Annotated in this window: 14 protein-coding genes; 5 read left to right on the top strand and 9 right to left on the bottom strand. The window is 66.0% G+C overall.

The window, feature by feature from the left end; all coding sequences use genetic code 11:
- Positions 1 to 29 precede the first annotated feature (29 nt).
- From HNQ66_RS03805 to HNQ66_RS03785, 5 genes are all read right to left on the bottom strand, one after another.
- Complete coding sequence (locus HNQ66_RS03805) at positions 30 to 215, bottom strand: hypothetical protein (RefSeq protein ID WP_184141045.1); 186 nt, start codon at positions 213 to 215, stop codon at positions 30 to 32.
- Between the two features lie 86 nt (positions 216 to 301).
- Positions 302 to 673: a response regulator gene (locus HNQ66_RS03800; protein WP_184141043.1), complete on the bottom strand. Its 372-nt coding sequence runs from the start codon at positions 671 to 673 to the stop codon at positions 302 to 304.
- A gap of 4 nt (positions 674 to 677) precedes the next feature.
- A complete protein-coding gene (locus tag HNQ66_RS03795; protein WP_246434163.1) occupies positions 678 to 3380 on the bottom strand; it encodes an ATP-binding response regulator in 2703 nt (900 codons plus the stop codon).
- A gap of 11 nt (positions 3381 to 3391) precedes the next feature.
- Positions 3392 to 4135, bottom strand: coding sequence for a c-type heme family protein (locus HNQ66_RS03790; protein WP_343059420.1), 744 nt, complete (start codon positions 4133 to 4135; stop codon positions 3392 to 3394).
- Between the two features lie 172 nt (positions 4136 to 4307).
- A complete protein-coding gene (locus tag HNQ66_RS03785) occupies positions 4308 to 5234 on the bottom strand; it encodes a PP2C family protein-serine/threonine phosphatase (RefSeq protein ID WP_184141039.1) in 927 nt (308 codons plus the stop codon).
- A 186-nt stretch (positions 5235 to 5420) separates the two neighbouring features.
- On the opposite strand from HNQ66_RS03785, the gene HNQ66_RS03780 reads away from it, so the two are divergent.
- The 5 genes from HNQ66_RS03780 to HNQ66_RS03760 are packed head-to-tail and all read left to right on the top strand — an operon-like array spanning position 5421 to position 10394.
- Positions 5421 to 5939 (top strand): ubiquinone biosynthesis methyltransferase UbiE, encoded by a 519-nt coding sequence (locus HNQ66_RS03780; protein ID WP_184141037.1) that lies wholly within the window; start codon positions 5421 to 5423, stop codon positions 5937 to 5939.
- Entirely contained in the window at positions 5936 to 7114 is a 1179-nt protein-coding gene (locus HNQ66_RS03775) for a class I SAM-dependent methyltransferase (RefSeq protein WP_184141035.1), read from the top strand. The genes HNQ66_RS03780 and HNQ66_RS03775 overlap by 4 nt, the downstream gene beginning before the upstream one ends.
- Positions 7111 to 9471, top strand: coding sequence for a SpoIIE family protein phosphatase (locus HNQ66_RS03770; protein WP_184141033.1), 2361 nt, complete (start codon positions 7111 to 7113; stop codon positions 9469 to 9471). Before HNQ66_RS03775 ends, HNQ66_RS03770 begins: the two co-directional genes overlap by 4 nt.
- 4 nt (positions 9472 to 9475) lie before the next feature.
- On the top strand, positions 9476 to 10024 hold the full coding sequence (locus HNQ66_RS03765; protein WP_184141031.1) for a slr1658 superfamily regulator: 549 nt from the start codon (positions 9476 to 9478) through the stop codon (positions 10022 to 10024).
- A gap of 31 nt (positions 10025 to 10055) precedes the next feature.
- Positions 10056 to 10394 carry a slr1659 superfamily regulator gene (locus HNQ66_RS03760; protein ID WP_184141030.1) on the top strand — a complete coding sequence of 113 codons (339 nt, stop codon included), beginning with the start codon at positions 10056 to 10058 and terminating at the stop codon, positions 10392 to 10394.
- Positions 10395 to 10452: 58 nt separating this feature from the next.
- On the opposite strand, the gene HNQ66_RS23500 is transcribed toward HNQ66_RS03760, so the two are convergent.
- From HNQ66_RS23500 to tssF, 4 genes are read right to left on the bottom strand one after another with little or no spacing between them, the layout of a single operon-like run.
- Positions 10453 to 11208, bottom strand: coding sequence for a protein kinase domain-containing protein (locus HNQ66_RS23500; RefSeq protein ID WP_184141028.1), 756 nt, complete (start codon positions 11206 to 11208; stop codon positions 10453 to 10455).
- A gap of 2 nt (positions 11209 to 11210) precedes the next feature.
- On the bottom strand, positions 11211 to 12749 hold the full coding sequence (locus HNQ66_RS03750; RefSeq protein WP_184141026.1) for a class I SAM-dependent methyltransferase: 1539 nt from the start codon (positions 12747 to 12749) through the stop codon (positions 11211 to 11213).
- A gap of 9 nt (positions 12750 to 12758) precedes the next feature.
- Positions 12759 to 13850, bottom strand: coding sequence for a type VI secretion system baseplate subunit TssG (gene tssG / locus HNQ66_RS03745; protein WP_184141024.1), 1092 nt, complete (start codon positions 13848 to 13850; stop codon positions 12759 to 12761).
- Complete coding sequence (gene tssF / locus HNQ66_RS03740) at positions 13814 to 15649, bottom strand: type VI secretion system baseplate subunit TssF (protein WP_184141022.1); 1836 nt, start codon at positions 15647 to 15649, stop codon at positions 13814 to 13816. The genes tssG and tssF overlap by 37 nt, the downstream gene beginning before the upstream one ends.
- Between the last annotated feature and the right edge of the window lie 87 nt (positions 15650 to 15736).

Raw genomic sequence — 15736 nt, 5'->3', positions numbered from 1 at the left:
GGGGAGTTTTTCCTGTATCCCTGAAATGCCTAGTCCGCTTTTCCGTCGGTCGGCGCCTTCGCCTGCGCATCCGCGGGCTTGACGCCCCGCCCCGGCGGCGTTTTTCCGGCGCCCTCGCGCGCATGCGCATCCGGCCCGGCGACGATCGTCCCGGGCTTGGAACTCTCCGGACGATTGCCGTTCTTCGACGTACGGGCTCCCGCCTCTTTTTCCATGACTGCCGTTCTCCATTGCAAGACGCAACCTTAACGGCGCCGCCCGCACCTGGTTCCATGGCGGCGTGGTTCTGGAAACCCGCAGGTCAGCGGACCGCGGAAAGCAGCGTCTCCATCTTGCCGAGGAGCCGCGGGAGATCGACCGGCTTCGTATCGAAGTCGTTGCAGCCGGCGTCCCGGGCGCGGGCCTCATCGACGCTCATGGCATGGGCGGTGAGCGCGATGATGGGGAGGGTGGCGCCGGAAGGCGTCTGCCGGATGCGGCGGGTCGCCTCGCAGCCATCGATGCCCGGCAGGCCGATATCCATGAGCACGAGGTCGGGCGCTTCCGAGATCGCGCGGGCGACGGCTTCCTCGCCGTCGACGGCAAGAAGCACCTCGTAGCCCTTGCGCTCCAGCCGGCGCGAAAGCATGTCGCGGTTCATCTCGTTGTCCTCGACGAGCAGAATTCGTGTCATGGCATCACGTCCCGGCCGCTTTCGGCGACCGCGCGAAAAGGACGTCGCGCAGCGCCTGCGTCAGTTCGACATGCGCACCGCCCTTGCCGATGATCTGCGTCGCGCGGGCGCCCAGCAGTTCGCGCTCTGCATTGGAAAGGTGCTTTGCCGTCACCACGAGAACCGGCACCCTGTTCCATTTCTCCTGCTCGCGAAGCGCCGAGAGGAATTCGAAGCCGTTCATCTCGGGCATCTGCAGGTCGAGGAGGATGGCGATTGGCGGAGGATTGGCGGCAAGCCAGTCCATGCCCTGCCGGCCGTTCTCCGTCAGCGCCACGCTGCGGCCGAGCCGTTCCACGGTACGCTGCATCAGGAGCCGCGTCGCCGCATCGTCCTCGACGACCAGCACCGTGCCCTCCTCCCGGCCGCCGGTGAGCCTCGCGATGAAATCGCTGAGCTCGCCCCGGTCGACCGGCTTGGTGAGCATCGCCGCCGCGCCGAGCGTGAAGCCGAGCGCCCTCTCATTGCTGATGCTGACGATGACGACCGGGGTTTCGGCAAGGTCCGGGTCGGATTTCAGCGCGACGAGCACGGACCATCCGTCCATCTGCGGCATCAGGATATCGAGCGTGATGGCGGCGGGACGGTGCTTGCGCGCCATTTCCAGCGCCTGCTCGCCGCCGCTCGCATAGAGCACGCGGTAACCGTCGCGCTTCAGATGCGAGCCGATGATGTTCATCGAGGCCTCGTCGTCGTCGACAACGAGCACGGCGGGACGGTCGGACGGATCCGGCTTTGCGGAGGCGCCCCCCTCTTCCGCAGCGTCAGTGGATGCCGCAGCCTCTTCCGGATCGGGCAGGGTAAGGGTGAAGCGCGATCCCGCCCCCGGGCGGCTTTCCACCGTGAGGTCGCCGCCGAGCATCTGCGCGAAGCTGCGGCTGATGGCAAGGCCGAGGCCGGTGCCGCCGAACTTGCGCGAGGTGGAACTGTCGGCTTGCGAGAAGGCCTGGAAGAGCCGGCCGAGCTGCTCCTCGTTCATGCCGATGCCGGTATCGGTGACCGTCAGCGCCAGTTGCCGCCCGGCATGCGTTCCCTGCCGTGTGACCGCGAGCGTCACCGTCCCCTTCTCGGTGAACTTGCAGGCATTGCTCAGAAGATTGAGGAGCGCCTGCTTGACCTTCGTGACGTCGGTCTCGATCGAGCCGATGTCGTCGGGGCATTCCACCACGAAGGCATTGCCGTTCTTGGCGGCGAGCGGCCGGATCAGCGCGGCGACATCGCCGACGAGGGCGGGCACGTCGAAGCGTTCCTTGTAGACCTCCATGCGGCCGGCCTCGATCTTCGACAGGTCGAGAATGCCGTTGATGAGGCCGAGCAGATGGTTGCCGGCGCTCTCTATCTTTCTGAGGTCGGGCAGGAAATCGTTCTGGCCGGTGTCCTCGGCATCTTCCTGGAGGATCTGGGCGTAGCCGATGATGGCGTTGAGCGGCGTGCGGAGCTCGTGGCTCATGTTGGCGAGGAATTCGGACTTCACCTGCGTCGCGCGCTGCGCCTCGTCGCGGGCAAGCTCCAGTTCCTCCTGCCGGCGGCGCAGCTCCGTGATGTCGACATAGACGACGGTGAAGCCGCCCTCATGGGTGCGCCGTTCGCTGATCTGCATCCAGCGGCCGTCCCTGAAGGGCGTGACGCGGGTGGCGCTATGATCGTGCGAGGTCAGCCGGGCGGCGATCCACGCCTCGAACGGCTCGTCGAAGGCGACGACATGGCGCCCGCCCGCCTCGATGACGTCGCGGAAGGTCGACTTTCCCGCCACGAGCCCGCCATGGGCCGGATGCATGTCGCGGAAACGCTGGTTGGTGATGATGAGCCGCTCGTCGGGGCCGTAGAGCGTGAAGCCCTCCGCGATGCTTTCGATGGCATCGACGAGGGTCTTTCGCTGATGCTCGGCCTCGCGCGTCAGGCGCTCGCGCTCCTGCTGCCCCTCCTTCAGGAGCTGCAGGGCCTCGCTCACGCGGCCGAGCTCGTCGGCGCCCGCCGGCGGCACGACCACGTCCGCATCGCCCGCCGTCAATCCCCGCACGGCTGTGACGATCTCGCCGAGAGGCTTGAGGATCGAGCCGAGGATGACGATCGTCAGTGCCGTGCCGACGATGACGGCGACGATCGACAGCAGCGAGGCGAAATTGGCCGCCCGCTCGAATTGCAGGAGGATGTTCGCCCGCGCCGCCGCGGCCTGCGTGCCGAGATCGGCCTGCAGCGCGGCGAGCTTTTCTTCCACGCTGATGCCGTGCCGGCGCGCCTCGGCGAAATGGGTATTGCCGATGACGCGCTGGTCGTCGGTATAGGCTTCGACAGCCTGGCTGGCGAGCGTATCGAACTGCTCGATCTCCTGGCGTATCGCCGCTGCCTCCACCGGACGGTGCAGGGCGAGCTTGTCGAGCCGTTCGCCAAGGCGCGTGCGCGCCTGTCCGGCACGCGTCTCGGCAAGCGTCAGCAGGCTGACGGACAGATCGGCCTGCCAGTAGCGCAGGCTGTTGAAATCGGCGCGCACCTCGTGCGCGATATTGATGATCTCGGCGATACGGTTCGCCTCATCCTCGGAACGCAGCGCTTCGGAGAGCTCGCTGCGCGTGAAGAGGCTGCTGCCGATGATCGCCAGCAGCAGCACGGCCGCAAGCAGGATGAGACGAACGCGGATGGGCAGACGGCGCAGCGAGAGAAAGGACATGGATGCCTCCCTCATTGCGGGATGAGCCCGATGCTGATCACGCCGCCGAGATCGCCCTCATGCGCTCCCTCCTTGGGATAGCCCGTGACGTCGAGCTCGCCGGCGGGCCCGCCATGACAGGTCAGGCATGACGGCACGTAATATTCCGGGACCATGACGCGCGCCCGCGGCTTGCCGTCCTCGGTGACGATGGCCGAATAGATCTGCCCCTTCGGCCAGTCGGCGGCCTGAAGGTAATCGCGGATCGCGGCCGCCTCGAAGGCGTCGGCCCGGGCCTTGCGGTTGCGCACCAGCTCCGGCGGGGCCGTCACCTTCATGCTCGCCTCCGTGCCGACGCGCGCGGCGAAGGCCTCGTTGACGAGGCGTCCGAAGGTGGCGGGGATCAGCCCCTTGAAGCCTGTGCCCTTGGCGTTGATCGTCGCCTGCTGCGCCTCGACGACCTCGACGACGGCATCCATCTGGGCCTTGAGAAGCAGCCCCTCATAGGAAGACGGATCGACCGCGCGCGGATCGCGTCCGGTCGCCTTCTCATAGTTGGCGATGGCCGCCTCCAGCACGACGGCACCCGTGAGGCCCTTGTCGCCGATGTCCGGATCGTTGATCCGATCCTGGTTGACGGAGATGACCGCACGCGCCGATTGCAGCATGGTCGCAAGGCTGCGGGCAATGGCAAGGTCGGCGGGACCTGCCTCCTCGGCCGAAACGCTGCCCGCAAGCAGCGGGAAGACCACGAGCGCGGCAATGGCGCTTTTCACGAACGGGATAATGGCCGCCTCCCCTCAACAGACCGCGAACCGGCGTTAGAGTGGAAAAACCATAGCGCGATTCCGGCGCCCGGCAATCGACAAATCGAAAGGCGCGGTCCGCGTGTCGGCAAGCCCGCGGATGGATAAACACAATCGCGTGAACGGCAGCATCCGGGCCGTGTCAGAACCGGATTTCCAGCAACGAGAAGTCGTCCGGCAACGGGCCTTCCGCGTTGAAGGATCGCACCCACTCGTGGATGTCCTGCGGGCGGCTTCCGCGCTCCGCCGCGTGGTCGGCAAGCGCCTCGACGCTCAGCATCGCATCGCCGGGACCGTTGACCTCGAAGGTGCCGTCGCTGATGACGAGCAGGCGGTCGCCGGGCATGACGCGGGTGAGGCTGCTTTCGTAGTCCATCTCCGGCAAGGCGCCGATTGCAACGCCGCCGACGGTAATGAGCATTTCCCGCGCCGCGCCGTCGCCGCGCAGCAGGATGGAGGGCGGATGGCCGCCGGTGGCAAAGCGCAGCTCTCCCGTGCTCGCCTTGTAGACGCCGTACCAGATGGTGAAGAACATGTTGTTCTGCTTTTCCATCGGGAACGTGTCGTTGAGCGCCTTCAGGACCGTCGAGGGATCGCGGAAATCGGCATTCGCAAGCGCCGAGGCCCTCAGCACGTTGATCACCGTGACGGACAGCAGCGCCGCGCCGACCCCGTGCCCGCAGACATCGAGCAGGTAGATGGCGAAATGGTCGTCGTCGATCCAGTGATAGCCGAAGGAATCCCCGCCGAGCTCCGTGGAGGGAACGAGCAGCCAGTCGGTCGCCGGCCTTGCCGCGCGCTTGTCCGGAAGGATGGAGAAGACATAGCGGCCGGCGTCGTTCAGCTCCGCGTCCAGCCGGGCCTGCGTGCTCTCGAGCAGAAGATTCTGCTCGGCAAGCTGGTCCTCCACCGCCTCGCCATGCTCGATCATCGCCTCGTAGAGCAGCTTCAGATCGTCGTATTCGGCCTGCAGTTGCGCAAGCTCGAGACGCACCCGCGCAAGCTCGGCGGCGTCGCCGCTTTCGCTGGAAGCCGGAGAATCCGGGAGTGGGTTTGACGAATCTTTCATGATTGTATGGAAAGCTTCCGCTGGAGTTCGAAGGGGACGGCGCAACCAGCGATATCATATCGCCGATGCCACTTCCTGCTGGTCATGTCTGCGCTTGTACCCGCACTTCGGACATTACATAGTCTATTCCCGAAAGATAGAGCACGCGGCCGCACGCCCGCTCGCGGTGTCACAAGGCAGGGGTCAATGAATCTGGGGGCAGCACCGAAGGACGCCGGCGAGCACGCCGAGCTTCTGGAATTCGACATGGACATGGACGGCTTTGCCTCCAACTGGGCCTATTGCGACCGGCTGTCCACCTATTTCGCACGCATGATCAGCCACAATCGCAGCGATTCGCTGCTCTATTCCAACCTGTTCTCCTCCGCGCTCAACGAACTTCTGGAAACCGTCTATCGGCTGCATGCCCCGTCGGGCCGGTTCGTGTGCTCCGTCGCGCGCAGGGGCGCGAGCGAGCGCATCACCCTCACCGTCCCGGTCGATGCGCAAACGGCGGACTTTTACCGGAGCGCCGTTTCCGTGCTCAACGACGGCGACCTCGCCTCGCGCTATCACACCGCGCTCTTCACCGACGGCCCGCTGCAGCCCAATATCGGCCTTCTGGAACTTGCCGTCGATTATGCGGCGCGCTTTTCCATCGAGCCCGCCGACGGAAATGCCATCCGCCTCATCGCAGACCTCAAGCTGGAGGAAACCGAAGCATGATCGCCGACACGCTTGTCCAGACCTACAAGGTTTCCTTCGATGAGAACAACCAGGAGCTCGCGCTCTCCGGCTCGATGCGCCCGGAACACGGCGCCGAGATGGAGGCCTGCATCCAGCTCCTCGAACGGTCGATCGCCTCGATCCGCGGCACCTTCTACATCAATGTGAAGCGCCTGGTGCGGCTCAACAACGTGGCCTTCCACGCCCTTGCCGGCGCGCTTTTGAAGGCGGCCGACGAGCGCCCGGACGTCCGGATCTCGATCGTCACGTCGAGCGTCATCGGCTGGTCGACGAAGAAGTTCGGCACGCTTTCGGCCAAGAACCCGCGCATCGCCGTCGAGGAATACGACAGCGAATTCTATCCCGGCCAATCCTTCCTCGAGGAAGGCGGCTTCGTGCCCGTGCTGCGCACGCAGACCAAGCTCACCTGGAAGCACGAGCGCTCCATCCTGCCGCGCCATGGCCTTACGCCGGGCGCGACCATGGCCGACATCTGCTGCGGCATCGGCGATTTCGCCGTGCTGGTCGCCAAGGAATTCGCGCCCTCGCGCATCGTCGCGCTCGACCATTCGAAGTCGAGTCTTGCCTATGCCCGCCAGGTCGCCAGCGAGTTCGACATCGGCGGCATCGAATACATCTACGGCGACGCGGCCGAAATGCTGCTGGAGGACGGCCAGTTCGACTTCGTCTCCTGCCGCCATGCCCTGCAGATATTCAACAAGCCGGAGATGATCGTCGACGAGCTCGTGCGCATCTGCAAGCCGGGCGGCCGGGTCTACGTCACCAACGAGAAGATCTCCCAGTGCCTCGGCGAGCCGCGCGGTCCGTCCATCCAGTGGACCTATGAGCAGCTCTCCAAGCTCTTTGCGGACTTCGACATGGACCTCGAGTTCGGCCCGAAGAGCTACCAGGCGCTGCAAAAGGCCGGGCTCGAGGATATCCGCATCGAGAGCTTCATGGTCACCAATCGCGATGGCGATGCGCAGGCCTTTGCCGACATGGTCATGGCCTGGGAGGAAATGTTCGCCGGCGGCATGTGCGAAAAGCGCGGCGACGATGCCGCCTTCGTGGAGAAGTTCCGCCGCGGCTTCGAGGATCATATCGCCGCCGCGCTGCATCCGGGCGGTTATGCCGGATGGCCGGTCTGGGTGGCGTCGGGACGCAAGCCTCAATGAGCACTGTTGCAGAAGGCAACCCTCCGCGCTTCGGATTCTCGCTGACCTCGTTCCGCGCGAAGTTCGTGCTGGTTGTCGGCGGCGCCGTGCTGGTCGACCTCCTGGTCGCCGGCGGGATCGCGCTGTGGAACGTCAACCGGCTTTCCACCAATGCGATGGAGGAAGTCGGGCGCGGCCTCGAAAAGGCGAATATCGAATATCTGCAGAACTATATCGAGACGACGGTCGAGCGCACCGATCTCCTGCTCGACCGCTACCATTCGGAAGTGAGCGGCCTTGCCGGATCCATGCAGACCGTCATGGACAACCCCACGCTCTACGACAAGCTCGGCGAGCAATTGCAGGACGACGGCAAGCTAACCACACCGCTTGCCTACAACCAGGCCGGAAACTGGTGGCAGAACCAGCCGGGCGAGGCATCCGCCGTGACAGTCTGGGGCTACCTCCTCGACGAGAACCGGCAGCCGACACCCGAGGCGCTGAAGACCGTGCGCGAGAGCGCCGTGTTCGACCTTTTCGGCCCGAGCTTCCTTGCGGCCGGCCCGCCGAAGCTGCAGATGTACTATATCGGCCCGCGCCAGGCGCCGATCCTGCGCTCGACGCCCTATAACGACCAGGGTTCCGTCTTCGACAAGGTCTATCCCGGTCACAACCAGACGAACTGGTGGGACTTCTATTTCCCCGGTCTCTACGAGACGTGGCAATCCTGGCTCGCCAGACCCGAGGAGCGGCCGGTCGACAGCCCCATCACCATGCTCTCGCCCTATCTCGACGGCATCACGGGCAAGATCATCGTCAGCTTTTTCCAGCCATTGACGACGCCGGACCGCAAGGACCTCAACGGCATCGTCGGCGTTGACCTGACGCTCGATCAGCTCGCCGACATCGTCAAGAGCGTGAAGATCGCCGGTACGGGTTTTGCCTTCCTCACCATGTCCGACGGCAACGTACTGGCCGTGACGGAAGACGGCGAGAAGACGCTGGGCGTCAAGATCGACAATGCCAGCGGCTTCGACCGGAAGCTGGCGCACAGCACCCAGCCGGCGCTCGCCTCCCTCGCCATGCCTTCAGACAAGGAAACCGTCCTCACCACGCTGACGCTGAAGGAGAACGGCGAGGACGTGCCCTACGTGGTGCTGCTCAAGCAATTGAACGCCGAAAACCTTTATACCGGCAAGGTGCCGGTGACGCGCGAGGTCATGTCGCTCGGCTTCATGGTGCCCGAGCGGGAGATCTATGCCTCGTTGATCGCCGCCAAGGAGGGGATTTCCGACGAGACGCGGCAGGTCGTGACCTGGCAGGTCGGCACCGTCATGCTCTCGTTGCTGGTCGTCCTTTCCGCCGTCTTCGCCATTTCCGGCCGCATCACGGCGGGGCTGAGGGCGCTGGCGGATGCAGCGCACCGCTTGCAGAACAAGGACTATTCGGTGCGCGTCGCCATTCCCGCGCGCGACGAGGTGGCTGCCGTGGGCGTCGCCTTCAACCGCATGGCGGAGGAAATCAGCTACCACACCGAGAACCTCGAGAATCTCGTGGCCGAGCGCACCCGCGCGCTCGAGACCGCCAACGAGGAGATCAGCGCGCTGAACAGCAAGCTGAAGAGCGAGAACCTGCGCCTCGGCGCCGAGCTCGACGTCGCGCGGCACATCCAGATGATGGTGCTGCCGAGGCGCGACGAGCTGGACGAGATCAAGGGCATCGACGTTTCCGGCTACATGGAGCCGGCCGACGAGGTGGGCGGCGACTACTTCGACGTGCTGCACGACGAGCGGCGCATGAAGGTCGGCATCGGCGACGTGACCGGCCATGGCCTGGAGAGCGGCGTGCTCATGCTGATGGTGCAATCGGTGGCCCGGGCGCTGCAGGAGCAGGGCGACGAAGACCCGCGCGAATTCCTCGAAGTGCTCAACCGCGCCGTCTTCAAGAACATCCAGCGCACCAAGACGGACAAGCATCTCTCCCTGGCCTTCCTCGATTACGAGGATCGCAAGATCACGCTGTCCGGCCAGCACGAGGAAGTGCTTGTCCTGCGCGACAACGACGAGGTCGAGCGCATCGACACGATCGACCTCGGCTTTCCCATCGGCCTCGAAAGCGACATCGGCCCGTTCGTCGGCACCCACGAATTCTCGTTCGATACCGGCGACGTCATCGTGCTGCACACGGACGGCGTCACCGAGGCGGAAAGCCCGAACGGCGAGCTCTTCGGCTTCGACCGGCTGTGCGAGAGCGCCCAGCGCCACCGCCAGAAGGACGCCGACGCGATCAAGGACGGCATCATCGCCGATCTCATGGCCCATATCGGCACCCAGAAGATCCACGACGACATCACGCTCGTCGTCATGAAGCACAGGTAACGCGATGGAAGCCACATTCGGACAGGTGGACCTCACCAACGGCGCCGGCGCGCTGAAGAACCGCATCCGTCTTGCCGAGGGTCCGCTCGATCTCGCCTGGCAGCATTGCGGCGTGACGTCGGAGTTTCTCGGCGACTTCTTCGCCCTGCGGCGCGCCGCCGAGGGCGGCGACTACAACGAGGCGCGCCACAGCATCGGCTATCTCACCAACGAGCTGCTGGAGAACGCGGTGAAATTCCGCCGCGGCGCGGACATCACGCTGGAAGCCTCGCTGGAGGGCACCACCTTCGAGATCCGCATCAGCAATGTCATCACCGGCGAGACGGCAGGCCGCTTCCAGGCGTTGCTGGCCGAGCTGACGACGCGCGATCCGGGCGAGCTTCTGATCGAGCGGATCGAACAGAACGCAGAGAACATGGAATCGAGCGGTTCGGGACTTGGCCTGCTCACCTTAATGAGCGACTATGGCGCCCGTCTCGGCTGGCGTTTCCAGCCGGCGGCGGGTACGGACGTCCTGCGCCTCGACACCTACGCCGCGCTCGACATCGTCTGAGCGGACATCACCGGGAGCTTATTGCAGAAAAATGGAAATCAAGACGAACGAATACCGGGTCTGGAGCGAGGGAGCGACGATCCACTACGAAGGCACGATGCGCCTTTCCGGCACGGAAGCCTATGCGCCGATCCTCGACCTCATGCAGCAGGTGCTGAACGACAAGCCGGAGAGCATCACGCTCGACCTTTCGGGGCTGGAGTTCCTGAACAGCTCGGGCATCAACCTTCTCGCCAAGTTCACCATCGACGTACGCAAGCAGCCGGGCATCGGCCTCACGGTCAAGGGCAGCACGCAGATCCCGTGGCAGTCGAAGTCGCTGCCGAACCTGAAGAAGCTGCACCCGGCCGTCAATCTGGTGATCGCCTGATCGGTCCTTTGTCCGGCCTGTCGGCCACCTTCTCCCCGCATACGGGGAGAAGCCAGGCTCAAGGGGCGGACCAGCCGCGTCCCAATACGCGCACGAAATCCGAAGCGGCCGGGCGATCCGTCGCAGGGCCCAACCCCGCCTTGAGCAGGCCGGCGAGAGCCGGATCGCCCTGTTCGATCATCGCGGGCATCCTGAAGGCTGGCGCCGCCCCTGCCCTTCGCAGCCGAAGCACCGTCTCCGCGTCGCCCGCATAGGGCTTTTCCCCTGTCAGCAGGAACAGGCCGAGCGCCGAAAAGGACCAGATATCGGCCGAAGGCAAAGCCGGGCCGCCGGAAAGCTGCTCCGGCGCCATCCAGGCAGGCGTGCCGGACAGTTCCGCCTGCTGGAGATCGTCCTCGGGCGTGCCGGCAATGCCGAAATCGACGAGAACGGGCCTTTCGCCGCGAAACAGCACATGCGCCGGCTTGATGTCGCGATGAACGATGCCGCGGGCGTGGATGAAGGCGAGCGCGTCGGCCAATCCCGCCAGCAGCGGCCGCGCCCCTGCCGGACCTGCACGGCGGGTCTTGGAAATCCGGTCGTCCAGCGCCTCGAAGGCGATCCAGTCCTCCCCTTCGCCGAGAAGGCGCGGCAGCGAGGGATGCGGCAGGAGATGCGCAAAACGGCGCTCCCGCTCGAAGCGCCGACGGGCGATGGCGTCTTCCGTCCCGGTGAGGCGCTTGACGACGGCGGGCTCACCGGCGATCACCGCGCGGTAGACCAGCACGGGCCCGGTGTCCCGCAGGACTTCGCCGGCCAGAGGCGCGCCGGCCACGGTCAGATCGCGCCGACCCGCCGCCACATCGGCAGGGCAAGCGAGAGGATGAGATCGACGTTCTCGCGGATGATGGCGAGTACCTCCGCCTCGTCCTCGACGGGAACGCCCTCGTTGCGCAGCTTGTCGCCGCGCGCCTCCAGAAGTGCGCGGATGGCGCTCGTGACCGCTTCCGCCTCCGGCTCGACGCCCTCGGTCAGGACCTCATAAGCCAGCATCTCGAAGAGCCGGACCGTGATGCCGGAACCGAGCCCGGCCGCCGCGAGCGCACAGACCGCGCGTCCCTCCTCGGCGCAGATGGCAAGATGCGCGCGGTTGTAGCGACGCACTGCCGTGACGGCCTCGTCGTCCGCGACGTTCGGCAGCGCCATCGCCTGGCGGGAGCCGATCAGCATGCCGAGCACCTCGCGCTCCGTGGCCGTCGAGCCGTCCGCCTCGGGCAGGCTGCGCAGCTCGCCGATCGTCATCGGCCTTTCGGCGAGTGCGGCAAGCGCCGGGCCGTAAAAGCCTTCGTTGAGCGTTGCTTCGCCGACCGGCACCTTTACCGAAAGTTTCACCGCGGACGGCGGAACGACGAGGGAAAGCTTTCGCGCCGCAAGCCGCTCGTCCAGTCGCCGCGCCGGTATGGGCCGCGGCCCGCGCATGTAAATGTCCCGGCGGAAACTGCGGGCAAGGAAATAGTCCCGCGCCGTTTCCGCATAGGCGGCCGGGAAGGTCTCGACCAGACGGCGCTGCTCGTCGGTCATCGAGAGGTCCGGATAGTTCTCGAAGAGATTGGCCGTCGCCACGAAGGAGAGCTTGGCATCGGCGAGATCCTCTGCCACGTCCACCTGATAGCAGGGCGCCCAATGGGCGTTGAGATATTCGTGGCTGAGATAGGCGGTGCCCTGGCCGCGCTCCTGGTCGAGCCTGTCGAGCATCTCCGCCGGGATCATGTCGGCGCCGGCCTCGCTGAAGGCGCGCGCGATATCGAGCGCCTTCATGACGCGCCTGTCGCTGCGGTCGTTGTCGAGCGAGGCGGCAAGACGCACGAGCCGCTGCATCGGCATGGAGGAGGTCCAGCGCGGCAGGGCATTGTAGGTGACGTAGAAGAGGCCGCCGGGTTTCAGGTATTTCGCGGCGAAATCGACCATATGCCGGCGGTTCTCCGGGCTTACCCAGCTCCAGACGCCGTGGGCGGTGATGTAGTCGAAGACAGGCAGATCGCCGATTGCGCCGCCCGCGAGCATCTCGAAGGAGGCTTCCTGCAGCCGGATATTGTCGACCCCGCCGGCCTTCGCCAGCGCCCGGCCGCGGGCGATATGCGCCGGATTGAAATCGAAACCCCATACCTCGGCCTGCGGATTGGCCGCAGCGATGGTCAGCGCCGTTTCGCCGACGCCGCAGCCGAGCTCGCAATAGGCGAACGGCTCGCCCGGATCGACCGGCGGCTCCACGCCCCGCAGCAGGCAGGCGGCATCGAGATGGGCCGGCGTCTGCTCGACATAGAAGCCGGGCAGGTATTCGATGTCGGAGACGTAGCCTTGGGTCCAGTCGGTCATGGGCGATCCTCAGTAAAGATGCGGCGGCGGGCGGAAGGCGACGGCGGCGGGCTGCGCACGCGGACGGGCCGGCTGGAGCCAGGTGTTCCAGCCGAGCCGGCTCGCTTTGGGCTCCTCGCGATTGCCGCCGAGCCTGAGGCCCGGCACCTGCTCCGGCTTCAGCTCCAGGCGGATATTGAACATCTTGTCGGCACCGAGCGCACTTGCGGCGAGGTCCGTGAGGAGCCGCGAGCGGCTGCCGTCCGGCAGCAGCGAGCGGAAGGCGGGATAATCGAGCGCCTCGACGCGCAGCGTGACGGCGGACTGGATGTCGAAGGTCTTCACGCCGATCACCGCATCGTCGCCGAGCCGGGCGAAGCTGCCGCGCGGCTGCGCGCGATCGGGCAGCCGCGTGCGGTCGGACGGGGCGATCGGATACCACTCGCCGGTAAACTGCTCCACGCGCAGCCGGTGACCGAGCGCACCGGAAAGCGCCCGCTCGATGGCGACCGCCGAACGCCCCTGCCGACCGAGAAGCCCGCCGAAGAAGACGAAGGTGTGGTCGCCCACTTCCGCGCGGTTCGCCATCGCCGGCGTGCCGAGGCCGACGATGGACTTCAGCGCATGGTCGATGGTCGCCGGCGTTCCGAGCTGTACGGCACGCTCGCGCTCGATGACCGGCCGGTACTTGGCCCAGGCGTTGAACAGGAGACCGGAGAGCCGATTGTTGAAGACGTCGAAGAATTCACGCAGTGCAAAATTGCGTTCGCGCACGCTCATCTGCACGAGCTCGCTCAGCGCGTGGGGCAGCACGCCCGATGGGCCGGTGAGCCCGACCAGCGTCTGCGTCATCTCCACCGGCCCGCCGCCGCGCGGCCGGCGCACGGAAAGCACCTCCGCCGAAGCGAAGCCGAGCGGCACGGACGAACGGATCTTCAGCGCCGCGCGCCGTGGATCGACGCCCTGCCCGACCGGATCGACCGGCGGATGCGCGAGGTCGCGGCCCTCCCCGGCCCCCAGCGCCTCCAGAAGGCGGACCATCTGGAACAGCTCGAAATCCTGCGGGGCATCGAAGGCCCGCGCGATCAGAGAAGAATGCGATCGCCTGCCCGTGCCGGCCATGTCTTCAGCTTTCCGCTTCGCCCCCTGACGAGGGCGGTGAGCCGCGAGAATGAATTGACGCTCGCATAAAGGCCGAGGAAACGCTCGATTATGCTCGCCATGAGAAACACGCCGTTGCCGGAGAAATTGCCCTCCTCGAAGGTCATGGTGACGTCGACGCCGCGGCAGAAGGCACTCTGGCCGAAGCTGCGCACCCGCGCCGTACCGCTCTCGGAGGAGAGCGACGTGATGCCGTCGATCAGCGCGCGCGTTTCGGCCGAATTGCGGAAATCGTAGAGCAGCAGGATTTCCTTCAGCGCCTCGACGCCGCCGTCAGAGACGAGGGAAAGGTGGTTGAGCGCGAGATGCGAGATCAACTGCCAGCGTCCGCCCTGGCCGTAGTGCGGGCGGATCGTTGCCGTCGGAACGGTGAGGAGCCGCATCGCCTTCATCATCGGCACCGGCTCGACCATGCGCAACTGCGGCTGGCCGCCGCCGAAAGGCAGGCGCTCCGGGCGGTTGCGGTTGAGGCAGAGCGTTTCGACGGAGAGCACGTCGTCGGCAAGCCCCTTCGGGTTGAACCCGGGGTCCGAGAGCGAGAGGAACACCTCGCTGCCGGGATTCTCGTCCTCGGCCGGCCGGCGATGGGAAAGCCACCAGACGGCCGATTTCTCCTCGCCCCGCGCCTCGTCCGCATCGACGCCATGGCCGATGCCGTAGAAAGGCGACAGCGCCCGTTCGTCGCCGTCCGCCGTCACGGTGGAGACGGATTCGATGCCGTAGACCTCCAGCGCATGCAGCCGCCGGCTGTCCGGGACCACGCGGTATTCCGTGACGGTCTGGTCGAGCTTGATCGGCTCGGCCGTCTGGGGAAAGAGGTTGACGATCGGCGTGCAGCCGAGCGCGAAGGCCGACGCCGTCAGCGAGCGCTCCAGCGTCGGCGCGGCGCGGTTGAGATAGAGGAAGACATCGATCGTGCGTCCCTTGCCGGCAAGTTTCGCAGCCTCGGGGAAGGCGAGATCGACGAAGAGGAATTTTTCCGGAAAGGCGAAATATTCCGTCAGCAGCCGGTAGGCGGGATGCGAGGCCTGCGGATAGGGCAGCAGGTTCTCCTCCGGCCCGAAGCCGCCGGGCGACAGCACGGAGGCATCGCACACCGCCGGGCTGCGATCGTTCGCGCCCTCGGCAAAGGCGACGGCCACCACGTCGTTGAGCAGGAGCTCGTAGAGCGGATAGACGAGCTGCGGCTGGCCGCGCAGGAAGAAGCGCAGGCGCCCGGGATTGTAGCTCGAGAACGTCAGGTCCTCGCCGGTCATTTCCAGCGTCAGGCGCAGGCACCCGGCCGCATTGTGCGCCTGCGGCGTCTCGGGCGCCGTGATGGGCCGGCCGGTCAGCGTCGCCGCGCGCACGGCGACGGGGTGCAACGTGACGTCGAAGGCGGTGGAGAAGCGGCAGCGCTCGCCATCGACCGGCTCGGTGTCGACGAGCGTGCCCGACGGCACCGGATAGGGTTCGGCAAGCTCGGTCTTCGCATCCATCTGGAGGATCGACATGGACGGGATCGGCCGGTCGAAATGCGGATAGAGGATGCCGAGCATGGCATTGGTCAGCTCGGGGAAATCGTCGTCCATCTTCTGCCGCACGCGGGCGGTGAGATAGGCGAAGGCCTCGATCAGGCGGCCGACATGCGGATCCTCGATCGCGTCCTCCGACAGCCGCAGCCGGCCCGCGATGCGCGGGTTCTCGGCAGCGAATGCCGCCGCGGCCTGGCGGATGCTCAGGAGTTCGCGGTTGTAATGGACGAGCAGATCATCCGACATGAGCTGGCCGGTCCCCCCTCAAAAGCCGCCTTGCCGATTCGATACGGTCACGCCGCGACGGTTCCACGGACATCCGCGTCCTGTCAA

This window comes from Shinella fusca, from assembly GCF_014203155.1.
Lineage (GTDB): Bacteria > Pseudomonadota > Alphaproteobacteria > Rhizobiales > Rhizobiaceae > Shinella > Shinella fusca.
The sequence above is the reverse complement of the archived record's forward strand: the minus strand, read 5'-3'. Positions and strand labels throughout refer to the sequence as shown.